The sequence below is a fragment of the Glycomyces niveus genome (genome assembly GCF_017592475.1).
GTDB lineage: Bacteria > Actinomycetota > Actinomycetes > Mycobacteriales > Micromonosporaceae > Glycomyces > Glycomyces niveus.
The window spans coordinates 82,467-105,875 of sequence record NZ_JAGFNP010000009.1 but is presented as its reverse complement, the minus strand read 5'-3'; the positions used below and the strand labels follow the sequence as shown (position 1 = coordinate 105,875).

Genomic DNA, 23,409 nt, shown 5'->3' with positions numbered 1-23,409 from the left:
GATGACCGCAGTCGCCACCGTCGGCGCGGTGCGCACCGACGCCCGCCGCCGCATCGTGCTCGTCGCCGCCGGGCTCGCCCTCGGCGCGGCCGCGCTGTTCTGGCTCGCCGTCGGCATCGGCAACGGCCTGCTCACACCCGTCGAGGCGTTCACGGCGCTCATCGGCACCGGCGAGCCCGCAACGGTGTTCATCGTCCAGGAGCTGCGCCTGCCCCGCGCCGCCGCCGCGCTCCTCATCGGACTCGCGCTCGGCGGCTCCGGCACGCTCTTCCAACGCGCCCTTGGCAACCCGCTCGCCTCGCCCGACTTCCTCGGCATCGCGGCCGGAGCGGGCACGATGGTGGTCGCCGCGATCGTCCTCGGCGTCGGCAGCGAACTCCTCCTGCCCGGCGCGGCGCTCCTCGGCGCGGCCCTGACCGCGGTCCTGGTGTACGCCTTCGCCTGGCGGCGCGGCGTCTCACCGTACCGCTTCATCCTCGTCGGCGTCGGCGTCGCCGCCTACGCGCAGTCGATCACGTCCTACCTCGTGTCCCGCGCCGACCTCCAGGACGCGCAGGCCGCCCTCACCTGGCTCACCGGCTCGGCCGGCATGACCTCCCCGACGATGCTGACCCTCCTCGCGGTCACCGTCGCACTGTTCATCCCGGCCGGCGTCTACGCCGCCCGGGTGCTCCGGCCGCTCGAACTCGGCGACGCGACCGCCCGCGTGCTCGGCTCCCGCACGCAATGGGACCGGTTCGCGCTATTGGCCATCGGCGTCGTCCTGGTCGCCGTCGCCACCGCCGCAGCCGGCCCGATCGCCTTCGTCGCCATGATCGCCGGCCCCCTCTCCCGCCTCCTCCTCCGCCGCGCCGGCCACAGCATCGCCGCCTCCGCCCTCATGGGCGCCATCGTCCTCCAGACCGCCGACCTCGTCGCCCAGCACGCCTTCCCCTGGCAGCTCTCCACCGGCGTCGTCACCGGCGCCTTCGGCGCCCCTTACATAGCCTGGACCCTCATCCGAACCGCCCGCCGCTAGCGGCCCGTCAGGCTTTGACGAGGGCGTACCAGACTTCGGGGCGGCCGACGCTGCCGTAGTGGGGTTGGCGGCGGGCGATGCCGTTGTCCGCGAGGTATTCGAGGTAGCGGCGGGCGGTGACGCGGGCGATGCCGACGGTCGTCGCGACGGCCGCGGCCGAGAGGCCTTCGGGGGCGTCGCCGAGGGCGGCGGTGATGGCGTCCAACGTGGTGGAACTGAGGCCCTTGGGGAGCGGGCCCGCGCCGGGGGTGCGCAGTTCGGAGAGCATGCGGTCGACGTCGTTCTGGCCGCCGACTTCGCCGGGCTGGGCGACCTGCGCCCGCCAGGCCGCGTAGTTCTCGAGCTTGCCGCGGAGGGTCGCGAAGGTGAAGGGCTTGAGGAGGTACTGGATGACGCCGGAGGACACGGCCGCCCGGACCTCGGAGAGGTCGCGGGCGGAGGTCACGGCGATGACGTCCACGGGGGCGTTGGCGGCGCGGAGGGCCGCGCACACCGCGAGGCCGTGCGTGTCGGGCAGGTAGAAGTCGAGGAGCACCAGGTCGACCGGGTGCTTCGCGCAGAAGCGGACGGCCTCGTTGCCCGCGTGGACGACGCCCGCGACCGTGAACCCGGCGACGCGCTCGACGTAGGCCCGGTGGGCCTCGGCGGCCACCGGGTCGTCCTCGACCACCAGTACGCGGATCATCGGTCCGACGATAGCGGCAGGCGGACGGTGAACACCGCGCCGCCGCCGTTCGCGGGGCTGCCGGCGGCGACGCGGATGCGGCCGCCGTTGCGGCGCACGGCCTGGCCGACGAGGGCGAGGCCGAGTCCGCGGCCGCCCTCGCCGCCGGATTTCGTGGACCAGCCGCGACGGAAGATGTCCGCGCCCGCGGCGACGCCCGGGCCGGAGTCGGCGACGCGCACGAACAGCTCCCCCGGGTCGGTGCGGACGGTGACCTGCACCTTCGGCGACCGCTCGGCCGCGTGCTCGACCGCCGCGTCCAAGGCGTTGTCGATCAGGTTGCCCACGATCGTGATGAGGTCGCGCGCGTCGAGGCCCTCGGCCGGGTCCTGCATGGCGGTGTCGGAGGTCAGCTCGAGTTCGACGCCGCGCTCGCTGGCCTCGCTCAGCTTGCCGAGGAGCAGTGCGGCCAGGACCGGCTCGGTGACCGCGCCGACGACCCGGTCCGTGAGCTGCTGCGCGGCCTCCAGCTCCGCGGTCGCCAGCGCGACCGCGCGGTCGACACTGCCGAGCTCGATCAGGGAGATGACGGCGTGGAGGCGGTTGGCGGACTCGTGCGCCTGGGAGCGCAGGGACTCGGCGAAGCCGCGCACGGAGTCGAGCTCGCCGGTGAGGTGCTGGAGGTCGGTGTGGTCGCGCAGGGTCACGACGTTGCCCATGCCGCGGTCGCCCGAGCGCACGGGCATGGTGTTGACCAGCAGCAGGCGGGTGTCGGTGAGGTGGAGTTCGTCGGCGCGCGGCTCGGGCGAGGCGATCGCGGCGGCGAGGGCGTCGTCGAGGCCGAGTGCGGCGACGGGTCGGCCTTTGGGGTCGTCGGGGAGGCGCAGCAGGTCGCGGGCGGCGTCGTTGGCGAGGGCGACCGTCCCGTCCCGGCCGACGAGGACGAGTCCTTCCCGGACCGAGTGCAGGATGGCCTGGTAGTACTCGAACATGTCGCGCAGTTCGGCGGGAGCGACGCCGCGGGTCTGGCGGCTGAGGCGGGCGCTGACGAAGAAAGAGCCCGCGACGCCGACGACGAAAGCGCCGAGGGCGACCGCGCCGAGCGGGACGAGCCGTTCGTTGAGCTCGTCCGAGATCGCCTCGATGACGATCCCGACGGCGACGAGCGCGACGATCTCGCCGCTCTCGGAGTCGAAGACGGGCACGACCGCGCGCATCGACGGCCCGAGCGTCCCGGTGTAGATCTCGGTGAACGGGTGCCCGGCCAGCGCCTTCTCGGTGTTGCCGATGAACTGCTCACCGATCCGGTCGGGGTCGGGATGGGTGTAGCGGATGCCCTCGGGGCTCATGATGGTGATGAAGTCGACCCCGGTGTCGGCCCTGACCTGCTCGGCGAAGGGCTGGAGCAAGGCGCTGGGGTCCGGCTCGGCCAGGGCGGCGGTGAGGCTCGGCGAGTCCGCGATGGTCGCGGCGACGGCGAGCACTTCCTCGCGGGCGTTGTCCTCGGTCGCCTGCTCGGCGTCGGCGTACGCGAAGAAGGCGCTGATGCCCACGAGCAGGGCGACAAGGACGAGTTGCAGCACGAGGAGCTGCCGGGCCAGGGGCCACGGTTTGGTCACGTCCCATTTCTACACGTGCCGTTGACGCGACCGTAATGAACTAAATAGTGACTGGCTTCACAAGCGGTTGGATACTTTCGGGAAACTTCCCCTGAACGAGGAGACAACGATGTCCACGCCGCCGCCCCCGAAGCGACGCGATCGCACGCACTACCTCTACTTGGCCGTCATCGTCGCCGTGGTCCTCGGCATCGGCGTCGGCTTCGCGTTCCCTGAATTCGCCAAGCAGCTCAAGCCCCTCGGCACCGGGTTCGTGGCCCTCATCAAGATGATGATCGTGCCGATCATCTTCTGCACCATCGTGATCGGCATCGGCTCGGTGGCCAAGGCCGCGAAGGTCGGCAAGGTCGGGCTCATCGCCTTGGGCTACTTCCTGCTCATGTCGACGTTCGCGCTGGCGATCGGCCTGGTGGTGGGCAATGTGCTGCACCCGGGCTCGGGCATGGACCTGGACCCGGCCGCGGCGGCCACGGCGCAGGAGACGGCGGCTGAAGCGGGCGGCCACACCACGATCGACTTCCTGCTGGGCATCATCCCGGAGACGATGGTCTCGGCGTTCACCTCCGGTTCGGTCCTGCAGACGCTGCTGGTGGCCCTGCTGGCCGGGTTCGCGCTCCAGAAGATGGGCCGCGCGGGGGAGCCGATCCTCACCGGGATCGGGCACCTGCAGAAGCTGGTGTTCCGGATCCTCGCGATGATCATGTGGGCCGCGCCGATCGGCGCGTTCGGCGCGATCGCGGCCGTGGTCGGCGAGACCGGCTGGGACGCGCTCAAGAGCCTCGCGGTCATCATGCTCGGGTTCTACGCGACCTGCCTGCTGTTCGTGTTCTGCGTGCTGGGCGCCGTGCTGTGGCTGGCGGCCCGGGTCAACATCTTCCAGCTGCTGCGCTACCTGGGCCGGGAGTTCCTGCTGATCGTCTCGACCTCGTCCTCGGAGTCGGCGCTGCCGCGCCTGATCGCGAAGATGGAGCACCTGGGCGTCAGCAAGCCGGTCGTGGGCATCACGGTGCCGACCGGGTACTCGTTCAACCTGGACGGGACCGCGATCTACCTGACGATGGCGACGCTGTTCATCGCCACCGCGCAGGGCGATTCGCTGAGCGTCGCCGAGCAGATCTCGCTGCTGGTCTTCATGATCATCGCCTCGAAGGGCGCGGCCGGGGTCAGCGGCGCGGGCATCGCGACCCTCGCCGGGGGCCTGCAGTCGCACCGGCCCGAGCTGGTGGACGGCGTGGGCTTCATCCTCGGCATCGACCGGTTCATGTCGGAGGCGCGGGCACTGACGAACTTCGCCGGGAACGCCGTGGCGACCGTCCTCATCGGCACCTGGACGAAGGAGTTCGACCGCGGCCAGGCCGCGCGGGTGTTCGCCGGGCAGGAGCCGTTCAACGAGGCGACGCTGGTCGACGACCACAAGCCCGCCGATGCGGAGGAACCGGAGCAGCCCAAGGAGAAGGAGCTCGCCTCCGTCTAGATCGGGTCCGCCCCAGGACCGCAGCGCACCGCCCGGGCCATGGTGGCCCGGGCGGTGCGCGTTCAGCAGCAGCGTGCGGTCGGGTGGGCGTCCTTGCGGTCGGTGCGCCGCCGCTCGAACTCGCGCCGTGGCAGGGCGGGCGTGTCCGGGTGGGTGCGCCGGTGCCGGTCCAGGTAGCGGCCGTAGGCGGCCTCGCCGGTGAGTTCCCGCAGGTACCACCGGACGAGGCCGAAGAGGCGGCGCGGTGTCACGGCCGCTCCTCCTGCGACTCGTCCGTGCCGGTGGCACGGCCGGCCGTGACGAGGAGCCGCGACTCGACGTACGGGGCCTCGGTCGAGGGCGGCGGTTCGGCCGACCGGAGCGCGCGCCAGCAGATCCACGCGGCGTTGGCGATGATGAGCACGACCAGCAGCGCGAAGAACGCGGCGAGCACGCCGTCGACCGTGGAGTTGGTGACCACGGTCTGCATCTGGCCCAGGTCCTTTGCAGGGGCGAGCACTTCGCCCTGTTCGAGGGCCTCGGCGTACCGTTCGCGCTGGGCGAAGAACCCGATCCGCGGGTCGTCGGAGAAGACCTTCTGCCAGCTCGCGGTCAGCGTCACCACGGCGACCCAGGCGAGCGGCGCGGCCGTCACCCACGCCCATTTGAGCCGCCCGCTCTTGACGAGCACGGTGGTAGCGATGGTGAGCGCGATGGCGGCGAGCAGCTGGTTGGCGATGCCGAAGAGCGGGAACAGCTGGTTGATGCCGCCGAGGGGGTCGTTGACGCCGGCGTAGAGGAAGTAGCCCCACGCGGCGACCACGAGCGCGCTCGTGATCCAGATGCCGGGCTTCCAGCTCACGCGGCCGATCGGCTTCCAGACGTTCCCGAGGGTGTCCTGCAGCATGAACCGGCCCACCCGCGTTCCGGCATCCACGGTGGTCAGGATGAACAGGGCCTCGAACATGATCGCGAAGTGGTACCAGAACGCCTTGAGACCGTCGCCGCCGAAGACGGAGGAGAGGATCTCCGACATGCCGACCGCCAGGGTCGGTGCGCCGCCGGTGCGGGCGACGAGGGACTCCTCCCCCACCGCGTCGGCCGCCGCCTGCAGGTCCTGCGGGCTGATGGTGAACCCGAGGTTCGCCACGGCCGTCGACGCGGACTCCACAGTGGTGCCGAGTACGCCCGCCGGGGCGTTCATGGCGTAGTAGAGGCCGGGGTCGAGGATGCAGGCCGCGATCAGGGCCATCACGGCGACGAACGACTCCATCAGCATGGCGCCGTAGCCGATCATGCGGACCTGCGACTCCTTCTGGATCATCTTCGGCGTCGTGCCGGAGGCGATGAGCGCGTGGAAGCCCGAGAGCGCGCCGCACGCGATCGTGATGAACACGAACGGGAACAGCTCACCGGAGAAGACCGGCCCCATGCCGTTGAGCGCGAAGTCCGAGACCGCGTCGGCCTGCAGGGCCGGGGCGACGATGAGCACGCCGACGGCCAGCAGCGCGATGGTGCCGATCTTCATGAACGTCGACAGGTAGTCGCGGGGCGCGAGCAGCATCCACACCGGCAGCACCGCCGCGACGAACCCGTAGACCACCAGGCAGAACACGAGGGTCTGCGGGCTGAGCGTGAACGCGTCCGCCCACGACGAGGCCTGGACCCAGCCGCCGGCCACGATCGCGAGGACCAGCAGCGCCACGCCGATCAAACTGGTCTCGATCACCCGGCCGGGCCGTATCGTGCGCAGATAGAAGCCCATCAGCAGGGCGATCGGGATCGTCATCGCGATCGAGAACGTGCCCCACGGCGACGCGGCCAGCGCGTTGACCACGACGAGCGCGAGCACCGCCAGGATGATGATCATGATCGAGAAGACGCCGACGAGGGCGGCCGCGCCGCCGATCGGGCCGATCTCGTCGCGCGCCAGCTGGCCGAGGCTCTTGCCGTTGCGGCGCATGGAGATGAAGAGCACCACCATGTCCTGCACGGCGCCGGCGAAGATGGCGCCGATGATGATCCACATGGTGCCGGGCAGGTAGCCCATCTGCGCGGCGAGCACGGGCCCGACGAGCGGTCCGGCGCCGGCGATGGCGGCGAAGTGGTGGCCGAGCAGGACCCGGCGGTCGGTGGGCTGGAAGTCCACGTCGTCGTCGAGCCGTTCGGCGGGCGTGGCGCGGGTGTCGTCCACCCGCAGGACTTTGTCGGCGATGAAGCGGGCGTAGAAGCGGTAGCCGATGGCATATGAGCCGAGCGCCGCGATGACGAGCCAGAACGCGGATATCTCCTCGCCGCGGACGAGGGCGATGACGCCCCATCCGGCGGCCGCCGCGATCGATATCGCGGTCCAGACGAGGACGGTGCGCCAGCTCGGCCTCGTCCTGGTGGTTTCGGGGGCGGTCATGCGCAGTCCTCCAGTGTCGCGCCGTTGGAACAGGAGTCGCCGGGTGGGGGCGGCGTCGCGCGTGGGTCGCGACGACACATCATAGACATAAGCGTATATCAATGTCTATTCCGACGATTGTGTCGTATTTCCGCTGGCGGCACAAGACGTGGTTAACCGCTTTCAGCAGGAGGCGTCAGTTTGCCGCTGTTTATCGCCGGTTGCCTGGGTTATGCTGGAGCGCCACTCACTGTGCAAACGGGAGGGTCCTATGCGCATCAGCGACATCCTTCGATCCAAGGGCGCCGGCGTCGTCACCATCGGACCCGAGGACTCGGTGCGCAGCCTGGTGGCCGCGCTCGCCGAGCACAACCTCGGCGCCCTGGTCGTGACGACGGACGGGGCCACCGTCGCCGGCATCGTCTCCGAACGCGACATCGCCCGGGGCCTCCAAGCCGGACCCGACCTGCTCGACACGCCCGTCTCCCAGATCATGACCACCGAGGTGCACACCAGGAACCCGGACGACTCCATCGAGGACCTCATGCTCCTCATGACCGAGCGCCGCATCCGCCATGTCCCCGTCGTCGCCGGCAACGGTGCGCTGGTCGGCATCGTGAGCATCGGCGACGTCGTCAAGGGCCGCATCGGCCAACTTGAATTCGAGAAGCAGCAGCTCGAGGGCTACATCGCCGGAGCCGGCTGACCCGAGGCGACGTTAAATGCCCCTCTGACCTGCGGAAACTCGTGAATGTCGGACCCATATGGGACCGTGGTCCTTTTCGGCAGGTCGGAGGCGGATGCGGGTGGGAAGGGGCATGCCCTACGTCCCATCGCGGCTACGAGTCGCGGCTACGCCGCGCCTCCGCCTCCCCGCGCGGATGTCGGCCCCCGCCGGCTGCCGCTCCCCCCGCCCGCCGGCGTCTCACCGGCGCACGGAAGGGCGCAGCGGGAGTGCGGCTCTCAGGGTCCATGCCGCGTCGTCTTCGATGCCCGCCCAGGTGTCCCCTCCTAGGACGCGGATGCGTTCGGCGATGCCCGCAAGGCCCCTCCCGCCGGTGCTCTTGGCGCGGGTGTCGGTGAGGGGGTTGACGACTCGCAGCAGGAGCCGGTCGTCGGCGAGATCGAGATGAATCTGGATTTCGGCACCGGGGGCGTGCCGGAGGGCGTTCGTGACTCCCTCTTGGACGATGCGGTAGGCCTCCCTCGATATCAGCGGCGGCACCGCCGCGGCTGCGTCGAGCCCGGCTCCGGTATCGCCGTCGAATGCGATGGTGAGTTCGGTGCCCGTGCTCGCGATCCGGTCGCGGAGGGCGGGGAGCTCGGACAGGGTCGGTTCGGGGTGGGTGGCGGCCGGTTCGCCGCGGAGGACGCCGAGGGCGCGGTCGAGGTCGTCGAGCGCGGCGCGCGAGGCGGACTCGATGGCGTCCATGGCGAGCCGCGCACCCGCGGGGTCGGATGCCATGGCCTGTTTGGCGACCGCGGCCTGGATCGTGGAGGCGGTCAGGGTGTGGCCGATCGAGTCGTGAAGGTCGCGCGCCAGCCGGTTGCGAGCGGCGGCGCGGTCGGCCTCGGCTTCGGCCGCTGCGAGGCGTTCGCCCAGACCCGGGCCGAGGAGCAGTGAGGCGAGGCGGCGCATGAGGGCGGTGTAACCGGCGGCGAGGTAGACCGTCGCAACCGCGACTCCCGCAGCTGCCGCGAGCGTCCAGGATCCTGCCGCGCCCGGAGCGATCCGCAGTTGCGCCCCGAAGGCGATCGTGTCGCCGCCATCAAGCCATACCAAGGGAAGGCCGAGGGTGAAGAGCGCCAGGCTCGAGGCGGCCGCCAGCGCGGCGCCCGCGAGGGTCCACGCCAGTGTCCAAGCGGCCGTCGCGGTGCGGCGCGGGCGCAGTGGATGCTGCAGACCGGTCCCCAAGAGGCCGTTGGCGAGGCGCACGCTCGCCCGCCGCACCGGTCCGAGGAGCCCGACCGCGCCGGTGAGGAGCCACGCGGCCGCGGCGAACGCGGGGGCCGGAACGGCGGTGGGCCAGAGGATCAGCAGGCCCGCCGCGGCAAGGGCGACCGCGCTCACCGTGACCACCCCGAGGAGGGCGTGCACCCAGCCGCGATACGGGCCGGCGGTGAACGGGAGGCGGAGGCACTGTCGCATGGGGCGAGTGTGCCAGGACCGCTCGGCGGGCTGCCTCCCTCTTGCGAGGGATGCGGAAACCACGCTTTCTAGGGAGTCGGGGAGGCCGCGCCGCGGCGACCGTTGGGGAGTGACAACCGCCTTCCGAAAGGACCGCCTCGCATGACGACCCGCACCAAGGGCGTACTCGTCTTCATCCTCATCTCGTTCGGTCTGGCCTGGGCCGGGATGTTCATCGCGCGACTGGTCTTCCAACTGTCGCTGGTGAACCCGCTCGTGCAGCTCGCCGGGATCGCGTTCACTCCGGCGATCGCGGCGTTCGTCGTCCGCAAATGGGTGACCCGCGAAGGGTTCGCGGACGCCGGCATGCGGCCGCGGATCCGCCAGAACGTCGGCCTGTACCTCGCCGCGTGGATCGGTCCGCTCGGGTTCGCGGCGGCCTCGCTGGCCTCCGCCGCGGCCGCCGGCCAATGGGAATTCGACCTGTCGGCCTTCGCGCTCCTGCCCGGCCAGCCCGTGTGGGTCTCGATCGCCGCGCTGCTGCTCATCGTGATCGTGCTGGCCCCGATCTACTGGGGCGAGGAGTACGGCTGGACGAGCTACCTCCGGCTGCGGCTGTTCCCGGAGAGCCCGTTCATCTCGACGCTGCTGACCGGATTCATCTGGGCGGTGTGGCACTACCCGCTCGCATTCCTCGGCTACATCGAGTTCGCGAACGTGACCCTCGGACTGGCAGTGTGGACGGTCTCGTTCATGCTGCAGGAGGTGATCCTCACCTGGCTGCGGATCCGCAGCGGCTCGGTCTGGACGGCGAGCCTCGCCCACGCGGGCAACAACATGATCTTCGCCATGCTGGTCGGCGAGGCGATGGCCGATGACACCGCGTTCGCCCACACCCTCGTCGGGATCGTGCCCTCGGCGGTGGTGGCGGCCTGGATCATCTTCAGCGGCCGCCTGGCCGCCGACCGGCCGGAACCCGTTGCAGTGCAGGAGTCCCATTCGGTCGCGGCCGCACGCGGCTAGGGCGCGAGACTTGGCCTCCGGCACCGCGTCATGGCCATCGGTGGGGTGGCATCATCGGGCGATGCCCACTCCGCCGATCTCGGTGCTCATCGCCGACGACGACCCGCTCGTGCGCACCGGACTGCGCGCGCTCCTCGCCGCCCGGCCCGAGATCGAGCCGGTGGCCGAGGCCTCGGGCGGCGACCAGGTGCTACCGCTGGTGCGCGCGCACCGGCCGGACGTGGTCCTGATGGACGTCCGCATGCCGGGCATGGACGGCATCGAGGCGACCCGGGTCTTGCGCGAGTCCCTGGAGGACCCGCCGCAGGTCCTGGTCATCACCACGTTCGAGAACGATGAGTACGTGTACCGGGCGCTGCGCGCCGGCGCGGCGGGGTTCATCCTCAAACGCAGCGACATCGAGCAGATCGCCCGCGCGATCCTCACGGTCGCCGCCGGGGACGGACTGCTGTTCCCCGAGGCGATCCGCTCGCTCGCCGCCGAGCACGCGCCGCCGGGCAACGCGCACGGCCCGATGGCGCTCACCAAGCGCGAAGCCGAGGTCCTGCGCCTCATCGCCGAGGGCCTGGCGAACCAGGCCATCGCGGCCCGGCTGTTCCTGTCGCTGGAGACGGTGAAGACCCACGTCCGCAGCGTGCTCACCAAGCTCGGGGCCGCCAACCGCACCGAAGCGGTCATCATCGCCTACGAGTCGGGCTTCGTCCGCCCGCGCGGAGGACGGCTCTGACCCTGGCCGATCCCGAGCTGGCGGGAGCCGCCAGCGGAAGCGGCCCCCTGCTAGGCCACGTCGCGGAGCGGGCGGAAGCAGTCGCGGAGGTCCTGGACGAGGAGGTCGGGCGCCTCCATCGCGGCGAAATGTCCGCCCCGGTCGAACTCGGACCAGTGCACGATCCGGTGCGCCCGTTCGAGCAGCGGCCGGACCGCCGGGTCGGACGGGAAGACCGCGATGCCCGTCGGCACCTCGGAACGCGCCGGGGCCGGCTCCTCACGCACGGCTCGGTACTGGTGCGCCGAAGACGCTCCCGTGCCGGTGAGCCAGTAGAAGGTGACGTTCGTGAGCAGCTGGTCGACGTCCACCGCGTGCTCGGGGAGGTCCGCCGCGGGATCGGTCCAGTCCTTGAACTTGTCGACGATCCAGGCGAGTTGGCCTACAGGAGAGTCGTTGAGCGCGTATGCGATCGTTTGCGGCTTCGTGGACTGGAGGTCCGCGTAGCCGGTGCCGTGGCGGACCAGGGCGCGGACGCCGTCAAGGCGCGCGCGCTCAGCTTCACTGAGCGTCGCCAGGGCGGGGTCGCCGGGGTCGGGAAGCTCCAAGCCGCCGTTGATATGAACGCCGACAACGCGGTCGGGCGCGAGACGGCCCAGGGCCGGTGACACTTTGGAACCGGTGTCGCCGCCGTGCGCGCCGAAGCGGTCGTAGCCGAGCCGGTCCATGAGCGCGAGCCAGGCCCGGGCGATGCGGGTGTGCGTCCAATCTGGAGCGGAAAGCGGCGTCGAGAACCCGAAGCCCGGCAAGGAGGGAGCGACGACGTGGAACGCGTCCGCGGGGTCGCCGCCGTGGGCGCGAGGGTCAGAGAGGGGGCCGATGATCCGCATGAACTCGACGACGGACCCCGGCCAGCCGTGGGTGATGACGAGCGGCAGCGCATCGGGCTCGCGCGAGCGCACATGCAGGAAGTGGAGGCGCTGGCCGTCGATCTCGGTGAGCCCCTGCGGAAAAGCGTTCAAGGCCGCTTCATGCACGCGCCAGTCGTATCGGCGCAGCCAGTGGTCGGCGAGGCCCCGGAGGTAGGGCACCGGGACGCCGCCCGCCCAGCCCGGCTCGGGTGCGTCCCAGGGCCAGCGCGTGCGCTCCAGCCGTTCGCGCAGGTCGTCCAGCGCGGACTGCGGGATGTCGATTCGGAAGTCGGTGATCGGGTCCATGCGGTTCCTTTCATCCGGGCGCTTCGCCCCATGCAACCACGCGATCGGCGCGCCGTCCGCCGAGAAAACGGCGGGCGTTCGGGGTCCGGTCCTGACTCTCAATCGGAGCCGGCCGGGACCGTCGGATCGCTCGGGCAACGGATCGACGGCACGCGAGCGTCACCGCCGACACGGCATATCGAGGACCGGTTTTAGGCTTTCGCGACCTTCTCCAGGTCGGCGATGGCCTCCGCGATCGCGACTGCGTCGAGCGGGCCTTCCGGCAGCCTGACCGTCTCGAGGACTTGCGCCTCGTCGGCGTCGAAGTACGGTCCGCCGGCGTAGCCGGGCGAGATGGCGGCCTCGATAGTGCCGCCGCCGGGGAGGCGTCGCACGATCGCCCGCGTCCAGTTGTCCTCGCGTACCGCGCGCCAGCGGCCGCGCGTGAGGCCGTGCAGCGGCCCGGTCCGCGCCTTCCGGCCCTCGAAGCGGGTGAGCCGTCCGGCCTCGGCCTCGGCGGCGGTCAGGGTGTGGGCGGGGCGGCCGAGCTGGTCGAAGGGTTGCAGCACTTCGTAATCGGCGAGCTGCCGCTGCCACGCGGGGAGCGTGTCCCCGAGCAGTACGGGGTGCGCGAGTCGGACGCGCGCGTCGTCGGGAAGGTCGACGGTGTCGTCCTCGACGTCAGCGAACGTGCGGTCCTCGGCGAGCCGGAACGCGACCGCGGGTTCGTCGGCCTGCCAGACGAGGCGGCGCACCAGCTCCCACAGCAGCGGGTGGGCGACCAGGCGCTCCCGGAACTCGGCGACCGTCCAGGTGCGGCCGTCGGCCATCGCCCGCTCCAGGCGCTGGACCTGCTGGGTCGTGACGGCCGCCGGACCCTGCTCGGGCACCAGGCGGTCGGCGAGCTGCTCGGCATCGAGGCCCAGGCCGGCGGCGACGAGTTCGACCTGGTTCTCGGCCGCCGCTTTGACCGCCTTGGAGCCTCTGAACCTGGTGAGGCGGTGGACGGCGCGCAGCGCGTCCTCGGACTCGACGGCGCCGAGCACTTCGAGCGCGTTGAGCGCCCGCTTGGAGAGGCGCTGGTCGGGCCAGACGCGGATGCGGGCTTCGAGGCGTTCGACCGTGCCGGCGTCGGCGAAGCGAGCGAGCTGCGTCAGCGCCCAAGTGTCCTTCGCGGGCGCGTCGTTGATCTCCCAGGACTCGAAGACGGCCCACGAGAACGCGGCCAGGCTCGCGGCATCGCAGTGTTCCTTGACGATCGCGATGCCCGCGTAAGGGATCGCGAGCGAGTCGAGGCTCATCGCGCCGACGATGTGCTCGACCGCAGGGCGCGGCAGCCTCGCGTCGCCGCCGCGCACGAGCACGGGGGTGCCGAGGACCGGTTCGACCCACTCGGGGACCTTCGGTGCTTTGCGGCCGTCGAGGTCGAGCGGGTCGACTGCGAGGATCGAGGCGACGGCCGACACCGCTGCTTCACCGTAGGGTGCGGCCGCGGTGAGGACGGCGTCGTCACCCAGGCGGCGGGCGGCGTCGCGCAGCACCGCTTCTGCGGCTTTGCGCTGCTTGCCGGTCTTGCCGACCGCGTCGGGGACGAGCCATGCGGCCGCGTCGGCGCCGTGGCGGTCGAGCCAGGCGGTGACGCTGGTTCTGGTGGAGCGGAGCCGCACGAGCCAGTCGGCGGCGAGGCGGGCCGCCGCGACGCCGGTGAGCGGCGGGAGCGCCCGGTGCAGGTTCGGGGTCTTCGCGAGGGACGCGAGCACGTCGGCGGGGTCGGCGGCGTCCGCGAGCCGCCGCTGGATCGGGTCGCCGTCGCGCCAGGCGTCCTGTTCGCCTTCGTGCCAGCGCAATCCGTCGCTCCCGTCGAGTGGTGCGATCTCGACGACCGGGTGTTTCCGCTTGGCGGCCTTGCGCTTCCACGGCGGGCTCGCGAGGAAGTCCGGCAGCGCCTCAGCTTCGGGCGGGACGCCGTCGAGTCGTCGCAGCCGGTCGATCACGTCCTTGACCTCGGGTTCGGCGACGGTGAGCGCGGCTTCGAGCATCGGCGTGGTCGCCAGCAGGTGCGCGAACCGCGACCGCAGGGACGGGCTCGCTGCGGGTGCCTTGCGCGCGAGGGCGCGCAGCATCCGGCGCGGGAAGAGCTCTGCGAAGTCGCGCGCGAACGGCCCGGTCCGCTCGGCGACCAGGTTCACGAGGAGGTAGTCGGCGACCGCGTCGCTGGGTAGTCCAGAGAGGACGACATGCATGCCCTCGTCGCCGATGTACTCGTGGGTGTCGACCTCCAGAGCCGCGATGAGGAGCGGGGCGCAGTCGGCGCCGAACGCCTCCACAAGCGAGGCGACCGCATCGGAGCGCGGGTTGTGGCTGGGGGCCCGGTGGAACCCGGCCGCCGCCAGCAGTTCGAGCGAGGGCGCGATGGCGGTGAGCTGGTACTGGTCCTGCCAGGTCTTCGCGTCCCGCTCGGGCCATTCGGCGCACACCGCGTCGACCCAGTCCCGCTCGGTCGGCATGACGAATGCGCGGGCCAGCCGCTGCTGGTGGTTGCGGCCGAAGGGCTCGAGTACGGCCCGGTACCGCCTGTACTCCGACTCCGGTTGGGCCGCAAGGAAGGTTCGCAAGCGCCACTGCTCGGTGCGGGTCCATTGCGCGCCGCGCGGCTGCTCGGGCGCGTACCGGAACGCGGGCGCATCGGGCCGGTACCGGGTCGGCGCGTAGACCTTCCCGGTGTGCTCGCTCACGATCCGGATCTCGAACTGCCGCATGAGCGCACGGGTGGCGAACTCGGCGCCGTGCTCGTGGATCCAGGAGTCGAACTGGCGGTACTCCTTGGACACCTCGTACAGGCTTGCGGAGCCGGCCGCGACCTGGAACGCGGCCGCCGCGCCGAGCGGGTCGGGCTCCCCGTCGAGGTAGGACCGAGCCGCGGCGGCGATCGCGGGCTCGCTGGCCGAGGACTCGACGGCCGCCTGGATCTGCTCCGCGGTGCGCTCCCGGACCTCCCGCCAGTGCCCCGGCATGGAGTCGTCCACTGTGTACGCCACGTCACCGGACGGGAAGCCGCGCCGGGGCGCCGGCTCAAGTTCGAACGTCCCGCGGTAGTCGAGCCACGGCCGGGCGGGATCGCGATCCTCGTTCGGGAGCTGCACATCGGTCATGGCCAACATTCTGGCGCGGCCGTGCCCGCGCCCCGCGACCCCGCCCGTCTCGCTTACCGCACCTCCGCTATGTGCTCTTTCAGGTATTCGGTGATGGCTGCAATGGCGACGGCGCCTTGGCCCACGGCCGAGCCCACACGTTTCACCGTCCCAGCGCGGACATCGCCGGCGGCGAAGACGCCTGGGACGCTCGTCTCGGTCAGCAGGGGGTCGCGGCCGGGGGACCACAGGACGGGGGCGCGGCCTGCAGCTTCCTTGACGTCGGTGCCGGTGAGCACGAACCCTCGCTCGTCCAGGGCGACCACGCGTTCAATCCACTCCGTGCACGGTTTGACGCCGATCATGAGATAGAGCGCATCCGCCCGCGCGAAATCACTGGCGCGGGTGCGGTTGTTGCGCAAGGTGAGTCCGGACAGGCGGCCCTGGCCGTGGGCCTCGGCGACCTCGGTGTCGCACCGGATGGTGATCTTCGGGTGGGCTTCGATCCGATCGGCCAGATATGAGGAGAGCACGCCGCCGCGCAGGGACGAGTCGCGCACGAGCATCGTGACGCTATCGGCGTGTTCGGCGAAGTGCAGCGCGGCCTGCCCTGCCGAATTGCCCGCGCCGACCATGAACACGTCCTCCCCCGCGCACGAGACCGCGTCGTCAGGCGCCGAACCGTAGTAGACTCCCGCGTTCAGCAGCGAGTCCAAGCCGGACACGTTGAGCTTGCGCCACTTCATGCCCGTGGCGACCAGGACCGCGCGGGCGGACAGGGCGGTGCCGTCGGAGAGGTCCACGGTGCGGGTGCCGTTGTCGTTGACGCGCAGCCCGACCGCATCCCGCGCCGAGATCCATTCCACGCCGAACCGCTTGGCCTGCACCAGCGCCCGCTGCGCGAGGTCGGCGCCGGTGAGTCCGGACGGGAAGCCCAGGTAGTTCTCGATGCGGGAGGTCGACCCGGCCTGACCGCCGGGCGCGTCGTCCTCGACAATCGCCACGGACAGGCCTTCGCAGGCGCCGTAGACGGCTCCGGCAAGCCCAGCGGGACCGCCGCCGATCACGACCAAGTCATAGGTGTCCTTGGTGGCTTCTTGGGTGAGACCGAGGGCGCGGGCGAGGTCGATCAGAGCCGGATCGGAGATCGACCGGCCGTCGCCGAAGACCACCGTCGTCGGACACGGGTCGGATGGCAGTCGCAGAGCCTGTGCCACGCGGGCCGCCTCGGGATCGGTGTCCACATCGAGCCACACGTATGGGACGAGGTTGCGCGCCAGGAAGTCCTTGATCTCGAACGAGTGCGCGGCGAAGCGGTGTCCCAAGACCCGCAGCGGCACCCCGTCGCCCGCACGGGACTCCCAGTCGAACAGCACGTCGTCGATCGCCGGGTAGAGCCGGTGCTCGGCTGGGCGTACGGGCCGCACCAGGTGCTGATCGACCCCGATCCGGTCGATCAGGGCCACCGCGTGATCGGCCTCGGACGCGTCGGTCACCAGCACCCGCTTGACACGCGCGTCATCGGTCCTGAGTCCGGCGAGCAGCTCGGCACCCTCGACACCGCCGTCCCCCAACGCCAAAGCGGAGACCACCACGGCGAGAGGGGTGTTCGCCAGGCGCAGGCGGACGATCGCATGCTGCGCCTCCTCGGCGCTCGCGGCGGCCGTGATCCGGTACCGGTCGCCGTACCGCTCGCGCAGGTCGTCGGCGAGGTCTTCACGGGCGATGAGGTCGGGCTCGACGAGCATGATCGCGGGACGGGCGGGCACGGACATGGTTCCCCCTCCGGACCGCGGATGGGACGCGATCCGAACAGGACATTATGTGAGCACTCGACTACCCGCAATCCCCACGAGTGCGACGGACCATGTCGGAAATCCGACGCTCGCGGGGAACCGCTGAACGGCTCTCAGCCACCAGGGCAGGGTTCGACCTCCCCGAAGGGCACGCCGGGAGCGAAGCCCTCCCAGACGTCTTGGGTGACTTCGTATTCCGGATCCATGGCGCAAGCCAATTCGTAGACGTCCTCCTGCAGATAGGCGACGTCGTACGCCGTGATGACCGAGCCGTCGCTGAAGTAGACGGTCCTGCCGTCCGGTGCGACGGCGATCGCGGTGAAGACGAGGCTGTGCGCCGGAAGCGCGACCGTGGCGACCCCGTGGTCGAGATCGAGGATCGCAAGGCGCGAGTCCGCAACCTCGTACTCGATCTCGGGATCGGGATAGGACTCGTAGAGCGCGATGAATTCGCCGCCGGGAGCGAACGTCAGATTCGAGGCGGAGTAACGGTTGTCGATCACCGTTGGTGCGCCTCCCAGATCGGCCAGGCTCCACATCGCCATGCCGCTGCCATGGCTGACCGCGAGGGACGAACCGTCAGGACTGAACTGGACCGTCCCCGCTACGCCGCCCGCCCCGCCCGGGGCCGCGAGGAGCGTCCCGTCCGCGGAGTCCCAGACCTGTACGACCCCGTCCTGGTCGACCGTGGCCAGCAGCGAACCGTCCGGACTGAAGTCCAGTGAGAAGACCGCGATTTCAGGGTCCCAGTCGAGCCGCAGCCGGGCCTCCCCCGTGGCTACGTCCCAGAGCGTCACACCGAACGCGGTCTGGTGAGCGATGTGGAGCACACCGCTGTTGCCGCTCGCGAGCGTCGCACCATCGGGACTGAAGTCCAATGAGGTCACGGGTGCGCCGCTCTCCTCCAGCGTCCGCACGGTCTCACCGGTCTCGACGTCCCAGATCTCGATGTGCAGGCGCTCGTCGTCGACGCCGTTCGCGACGAGCGTGCCGGCGGCGTCGACGGCGACGGCGTTGCCGACGCGGTCCGGATACTGCGCGGCCGGCATGCCGCTGTCGCCGACGTTCCACACGTCGGTGCCGTACCAGCCGGTGCTGATGAGCCGCTTCCCGTCCGGAGTGAGCGCCATCGCACGGATGTCGGCGCTGGCGCGCAGGTGCCGGATGTCGGGCAGGTGCTCCAAGTCCCAGCGCTGCAAGCCCTCGTCGGTGACGGCGTAGACGCGCGAACCGTCGGGGCTCACCGCCGCGTCGTACACGGTGCCCGCGGTCGGCAGCATTCCGGTGAGGATGCCGGTCGACGCCTCCCACACGCCGAGTCCGCCCCCGATGTGGCCCGCCACCACCATGTCGCCCTTCGGCGCCACCGCAGCCGGAACGCCGGCGTCGGCGAATCCGACCGCCCTCGACGTCTCGGCTCCCAGATCCCGCGTCATCAGGCAGCCCGACCAGCCGCCGCAGGTGAGGAAGTCCGGCGAGGCGAATCCACGCCGCTCGAGGGCGCCGACGCTCGCGCTCGCCGGGTCGGGGGTGAACTCGAAGACCGGTTCGCCTGTGGCGGCGACATATCCTCTGACCAGGCCCACCTCGCCGTCGCTCGCGGCCAGCAGTTGCTCGCCGGTCTCGTCGAAGACCAGGCCCGTGACCGGCTGACCGGTCGCGAACAGCGCGGTCTTCTCGAAGGTCGGCAGATCCCAGACCGAGACCACCCCGTCCTCCCCGGAGGCGGCCAGCTTCGTGGCCGCTGGATCGAACGCCAGGAAGTCGGTGCTGTTCGCCGAGCTGATCGACGTGGCCGCTCCCGTCTGCACCTCCCAGACCAGGATCGCCTTGTCGAACGTGCTCGCGGCCAGGAACCTGCCGTCGGGACTGAACTCGAGCATGTCCACCTCGAAGGGCAGGCGCCCGTCGAGCCGGTGTCGGCCCCCGGTCTCCGTGTCCCACATCGCGACCGTGCCGTCGTAGGCACCGGTGGCGATGACGGAGCCGTCGGGACTGTAGGCGACCGTGGTCATCACACCGTCATGCGGCCCTTGGAAGGTCCCGGTGACCGGGCTGACGAGCGCGTTGGTGAGCGCGGCCCAGGCCGGGTCGTTCGGGACGAGTTGCCACGCCGCTGCCGCGAACTTCCGGGCGAGACGCGCGTCGTAGCGCAGTGCCTCTTGACTGGCCTTCACCAACTCCTCGGCCCAGTACCGGTCGCGCTGGTCGTCGAACCGCCAGGTCGCGAATATCGCCAGTCCGGCCGCGACGAGAAGGAGCGCCGAGAGCCCGGCGACGGCACTGGCCAGCGCCTGACGGATCCGCGCGTTCGACTGCCGCCGTGCGGCTTCCAGGAACTGCAGCGGCACGTCGCCCGGGGGCGGGAATGTCCGAGGGTCTGCCCGCCACAGGTTCCAGCGCTCGTCTTCGACCTGTCTGAGCTTCGCCCCCGTGTAGAGGTAGTCGTCGTCGCGGCCCTTCGCCCCCCATTCGGACGCGTCCTCGATAAGCCTGCGGTACAAGGCCTCTGACGGACTCTCGACCGGTGGCGCGGGCGCCGTCCCGGCTGGCCGGGGAGCCGGACGCTCCATGTCGGGGAAGCGGTCGCTCATCCGGTCTCCTCCCAGCTCGTGCCGGCGGTCGCCGCAGCCGCGACGCCGACGGCTTCGGTCAGCGCCGCGAGCCCTGCGAGCTGACCCTCGAGGGACGCCTCGATCAGGGCGGCGTTCCGCTGTTCGAACCCGTTGACGCAGGCCTGGGCCGACACGCCGATCCGCTCGAGCGCCAGCGCCCAGAGTTCCTGAGCCTCCGGGTGGGGTATTGCGAAGAACTCCTCGGCGTCGGTGACCAGCGACGCGAGTTCCGTGCAGCCCTGCCGCAAAGCCGCGTTCTCGATGATCGGCTCGTTCACGGCCTGCCCGATGTCGGCCAGGCCGTCCAGCGCTGCCGCCAGACGATCGAGCAGGTCCTCGCCGCCGACCTCGAGCCATGAGACGATCTGAAGCGCCCTGCCGTAGTCGGACGGGCCGGCTTCGGCCGCGGGTTGGATCGAAGCGTCCCAGCCGGAGTCGTCCTCGACCGCGCTGGACTGGTGTGCGTACTGGAGGACGAGCGTTTCGGCCGCGAGGGCGAATCCGACCGCGAGCGCACTGACCGCCGCGAGGGACACCCGGACCGCGGACCGGTCCGATCGGATCGCGGCAGGCGACCCGGCTCTCATCGGGTTCCGGAGGCGCCGTCGTCTGGCCAGCGCCGCCGCTGCGGCTGCGGCTGCGGCGAGGACGGCGACCACATCGGCCAGAACGAAGACCGAAGGCACGACGATCTGCAGCAGGTCCCATGACACGCCGACCGGGATGCCGCCGCAGCGTCCGCTGACGACGGTCAACTGCGGAACGCAGCCGTCGGCCGAGAGAAGCGCGAGGATGCCCGCGAATCCCGCCGCTACGGCGAGATTCGCGGCGATGAGGGCGGCTCCGAGGCGTACTCGGTCGACGCTCGCCGCCGCCACCACTGCGGCAGCGCAGGCGCCGACGATCATCGCCACAGCGGCCATGACGACGGCCACGGCGAGCGAGACGGTCGGCGGTCCCTCTGCGAGCGCGCGCCAGCGGTGGAGCAGGGCCATCCCCGCGACAGCGCCGATCCAGCTCGCCGCAGTGCCGAGCATTGCGGCCAGGAGGATCCGTCGCAGGGGCGGCAGGCCCTCGACGGGGGCGGCGCGGCCTTTCCGCCGGATCCACAGCGGCGGCTTCGCGCTCGGCCGGGTCGCCCAGGCCAGCAAAGGCACCAGTCCGGTCGCGGCGACGGCCGCCCACGCGAAGGGCATCAGCATGAAGTTGAGCAGGACGTGGTAGGCGGCGGCGATCACGGCTGTCCAGGATTCGTCGCCTCCGATCACACCGGGACCCGAGCCACCCGCGAGGGACTGGGCGAGGCTGGCGGCGTCGAAGTGGAATCCGTTGGCCCAGACCAGGCCCACCTGCTCCCACCAGTGCAGTGCGCTCGCCAGCGCGACGCCGCCTCCGGCCAGGACCAATGCCGCCGGCGGGGCGATCGAGCGGCCGCGCCAAACGGCGGTCCAGAGCCGGGCGCAGACGGCGGTCCACCAGCCGAACGCGGCGCCGACGCCGAAGAGGACGATGAACATCTCGGGGTGCGGTGGCGCCCATCGGAACTCACCGGCCCCGCCGCGGATGAGCTCACCGAGGACCAGTCCCAGGCCGAGCCATGCACCGGTGGACACACCTGGCGGCGGCGACTTGCCGACGATCGCCGCGTAGGTGACCGCGCGCCAGATGCCGAGCCCGACGACGCCGGTGACCAGCGCGGCTGCGATGAGGGTCGCGTAGACGACCGCGTCGGGGGCGGTGAATGGCACCTGCCGGAGCGCGTTCGACGTCTGCTCGCCGATGAGGAGCGCACCGATGCCGGTCAGGATCACGAGAGGTGCGCGGACCGTGAACAGTTCGGCGTTGTCGCCGAGGACGTTGCGCCGCATCGTGAGCGACGGGTGGGTGCGCAGGAGTTCGGCGAGCGCGGCCTTGGCGCGACCGATCCGGCGGGCGCTGACGGGCGCCTCGGGGCCGAAGTCGAATTCTCGCAGGTCGGCGTTCCAATGCTTCGCGGTGAGGTCGGCGTACATCTCACGGCTGCGCAGCACCTCTTGCCGGGCGAAGTGAACGAGCGCGACGGCGGTGAGCGCCATGGCCAGGACCCGTGTAGCGCTGATGAGTTCGATGGTGGAGAGCGCCGTCTGCAGTCGGTCGGGCAGCGACGCGAGTTCCAGTGCCGTGAAAGGCAGCACCACCACTGCGATGAAGGCCCACCACAACGTGGTGGTGGCGTAGGTGATCGTGATGTCGCGGTTGCGGATGTGGGCGAATTCGTGGAGCACGATCACGCGGAAGCGCTCGCGGTCCCGCTCGCGGATCCAGAGCAGGCCGCGGTTGAGGCGGACGACCGGTCGCCGGTCGCTGCCGAAGGTAACGGCGCGGGCCTTGAGTCTGCGGGTGTGCACCTGAAAGTCGGGGGGAGTCTGAAGCCCTGCCTCCTTCGCGAGGTCGCCGAGGTGCCGAAGTGCGGCTTCGTCGGTGAGCGGCCGCGTCCGACCGCGCCAGCGGATCTTCAGGGCGGGCAGGGTCTTGAAGAGCGCGAAGCCCACCGCGGCCATAAGCGCTGGCCAGGCGGCGACGAGCCACGCCGGGATGTCCTCGGCCGACTGGCGGTCGACGCAGGAGGCGAGGGCGGCCTCCTGGAAGCCGAAGGCGCGGACGATGTTCAGGAAGGTGACCTGCTCGGGATCGAGGCCCGCGGCCAGGAAGCAGGCCGCCTGCGGCCCGTCCACGGTTGGGATCGCGACGATCGTGGCGAGCCCGGCGGTGGCGACCACCATGAGCACGATCATCTGGGCGAAGCGCACGGTCGTGCCGGAGGTCATCACCCGCTCGTCCACCTGGGTGCGACCGGGAGCAGTCGCCACGCGGCTACCCCTGCTCGCGGTGGGTCGAGCCGAGTTCAGGCGCTTCGGGCCGGAGCACCATGCGGACCACGACGGCGTTGGTGAGCGATTCGGCCTGATCGTCCGCGAAGCCCCGCTGTCGGCATTCGACCAGCAGCGTCGTCCGCAGTTCCTCGAGTTGCGGTCGGGTCAGAGCGGGAACGGTCACCTTTTCGGACCTCTTGCGGCGCTTGCGGAACAGCGCCTTCAACCCCTTGGAGGTCGCGGTCACTCCCCCGTCGGCCAGTCGTTCCGCGAACTTGCCGAGCACGAGCCACAGGACGGTGGTCGCCACTGCAGCGAAATCGCCGGCGCCGAATCCGAGTGGTTCGCCCCGGGACGGGTTCTCGAGCTCGTCCAGGATTTCCGCGTCTTCGAACTCCTCTAGGTCCTCGACGTACTGCAGTTCTCCGGGCGCGGTCTGGGCGACGACCGCGCGGACGACGTCCCGCACCTGCGGGCACTCGGGGTCGGCTTGACCACCGTGCGTGGATTCCCTATCACCCATGAGCACTCCTGCGAATGGTGTTGTTCCGGGGGCTGACCATCGACGCTGCGGCAGGTGAGCGCGACTTCGGGATCCGCTCCAATATATCCGGATGAACCGCCGAATTGGGTCCGAGATCCCTGCAGCCCAACGCAAACCATGACACTTGAATCATTGAGCGCCACTTGCGGCACGCCCGTCTCGCCGAGCACGGGGCGCGATGCAGACTCGCGGCGGTGGAGGCGCGGCAACGACACGGCACGGATCTCACCGGTGCGGCCGTTTGGTTTATGAGGGTTCCGCACTTGCTACGGTGATCC

Annotated in this window: 16 protein-coding genes; 5 read left to right on the top strand and 11 right to left on the bottom strand. The window is 70.8% G+C overall.

Translation table 11 applies throughout. The features are described 5' to 3' along the window. The first annotated feature begins 1 nt into the window (after position 1). On the top strand, positions 2-1,018 hold the full coding sequence (locus tag J5V16_RS16315; protein ID WP_208497507.1) for a FecCD family ABC transporter permease: 1,017 nt from the start codon (positions 2-4) through the stop codon (positions 1,016-1,018). 7 nt (positions 1,019-1,025) lie between these two features. Here the strand turns inward: J5V16_RS16315 and J5V16_RS16310 are convergent, their stop codons facing one another. Both J5V16_RS16310 and J5V16_RS16305 read right to left on the bottom strand, forming a co-directional pair. Continuing rightward, positions 1,026-1,703 (bottom strand): response regulator, encoded by a 678-nt coding sequence (locus tag J5V16_RS16310; RefSeq protein ID WP_208497506.1) that lies wholly within the window; start codon positions 1,701-1,703, stop codon positions 1,026-1,028. After that, a complete protein-coding gene (locus tag J5V16_RS16305; protein WP_208497505.1) occupies positions 1,700-3,301 on the bottom strand; it encodes an ATP-binding protein in 1,602 nt (533 codons plus the stop codon). The genes J5V16_RS16310 and J5V16_RS16305 overlap by 4 nt, the downstream gene beginning before the upstream one ends. Before the next feature lie 109 nt (positions 3,302-3,410). On the opposite strand from J5V16_RS16305, the gene J5V16_RS16300 reads away from it, so the two are divergent. Further along, complete coding sequence (locus J5V16_RS16300) at positions 3,411-4,775, top strand: cation:dicarboxylate symporter family transporter (protein ID WP_208497504.1); 1,365 nt, start codon at positions 3,411-3,413, stop codon at positions 4,773-4,775. Positions 4,776-4,837: 62 nt separating this feature from the next. Here J5V16_RS16300 and J5V16_RS16295 read toward each other — a convergent pair whose 3' ends face one another. Together J5V16_RS16295 and J5V16_RS16290 are read right to left on the bottom strand one after the other, a co-directional pair. Beyond that, positions 4,838-5,026 carry a YbdD/YjiX family protein gene (locus tag J5V16_RS16295; protein WP_208497503.1) on the bottom strand — a complete coding sequence of 63 codons (189 nt, stop codon included), beginning with the start codon at positions 5,024-5,026 and terminating at the stop codon, positions 4,838-4,840. Beyond that, positions 5,023-7,161: a carbon starvation CstA family protein gene (locus J5V16_RS16290; RefSeq protein ID WP_208497502.1), complete on the bottom strand. Its 2,139-nt coding sequence runs from the start codon at positions 7,159-7,161 to the stop codon at positions 5,023-5,025. Before J5V16_RS16290 ends, J5V16_RS16295 begins: the two co-directional genes overlap by 4 nt. 250 nt (positions 7,162-7,411) lie before the next feature. On the opposite strand from J5V16_RS16290, the gene J5V16_RS16285 reads away from it, so the two are divergent. Next, entirely contained in the window at positions 7,412-7,846 is a 435-nt protein-coding gene (locus J5V16_RS16285) for a CBS domain-containing protein (RefSeq protein WP_208497501.1), read from the top strand. A 219-nt stretch (positions 7,847-8,065) separates the two neighbouring features. Here the strand turns inward: J5V16_RS16285 and J5V16_RS16280 are convergent, their stop codons facing one another. Next, complete coding sequence (locus tag J5V16_RS16280; protein ID WP_208497500.1) at positions 8,066-9,289, bottom strand: sensor histidine kinase; 1,224 nt, start codon at positions 9,287-9,289, stop codon at positions 8,066-8,068. Between the two features lie 141 nt (positions 9,290-9,430). Here J5V16_RS16280 and J5V16_RS16275 point away from each other — a divergent pair, with 141 nt between their 5' ends. Together J5V16_RS16275 and J5V16_RS16270 are read left to right on the top strand one after the other, a co-directional pair. Then, entirely contained in the window at positions 9,431-10,291 is an 861-nt protein-coding gene (locus J5V16_RS16275; RefSeq protein WP_208497499.1) for a CPBP family intramembrane glutamic endopeptidase, read from the top strand. Positions 10,292-10,352: 61 nt separating this feature from the next. Continuing rightward, positions 10,353-11,018: a response regulator transcription factor gene (locus tag J5V16_RS16270; RefSeq protein WP_208497498.1), complete on the top strand. Its 666-nt coding sequence runs from the start codon at positions 10,353-10,355 to the stop codon at positions 11,016-11,018. Positions 11,019-11,068: 50 nt separating this feature from the next. Here the strand turns inward: J5V16_RS16270 and J5V16_RS16265 are convergent, their stop codons facing one another. The 6 genes from J5V16_RS16265 to J5V16_RS16240 form a co-directional block, all read right to left on the bottom strand. Then, on the bottom strand, positions 11,069-12,214 hold the full coding sequence (locus J5V16_RS16265) for an epoxide hydrolase family protein (RefSeq protein WP_208497497.1): 1,146 nt from the start codon (positions 12,212-12,214) through the stop codon (positions 11,069-11,071). A 191-nt stretch (positions 12,215-12,405) separates the two neighbouring features. Continuing rightward, positions 12,406-15,345: a DUF4132 domain-containing protein gene (locus J5V16_RS16260; RefSeq protein WP_208497496.1), complete on the bottom strand. Its 2,940-nt coding sequence runs from the start codon at positions 15,343-15,345 to the stop codon at positions 12,406-12,408. Between the two features lie 53 nt (positions 15,346-15,398). Next, on the bottom strand, positions 15,399-17,099 hold the full coding sequence (locus J5V16_RS16255) for an FAD-dependent oxidoreductase (RefSeq protein ID WP_208497495.1): 1,701 nt from the start codon (positions 17,097-17,099) through the stop codon (positions 15,399-15,401). Positions 17,100-17,233: 134 nt separating this feature from the next. Then, positions 17,234-19,714: a WD40 repeat domain-containing protein gene (locus J5V16_RS16250; protein WP_208497494.1), complete on the bottom strand. Its 2,481-nt coding sequence runs from the start codon at positions 19,712-19,714 to the stop codon at positions 17,234-17,236. Further along, positions 19,711-22,584 carry a M48 family metalloprotease gene (locus J5V16_RS16245; protein WP_208497493.1) on the bottom strand — a complete coding sequence of 958 codons (2,874 nt, stop codon included), beginning with the start codon at positions 22,582-22,584 and terminating at the stop codon, positions 19,711-19,713. Before J5V16_RS16245 ends, J5V16_RS16250 begins: the two co-directional genes overlap by 4 nt. Positions 22,585-22,588: 4 nt before the next feature. After that, complete coding sequence (locus tag J5V16_RS16240) at positions 22,589-23,110, bottom strand: hypothetical protein (protein WP_208497492.1); 522 nt, start codon at positions 23,108-23,110, stop codon at positions 22,589-22,591. Positions 23,111-23,409 lie beyond the last annotated feature (299 nt).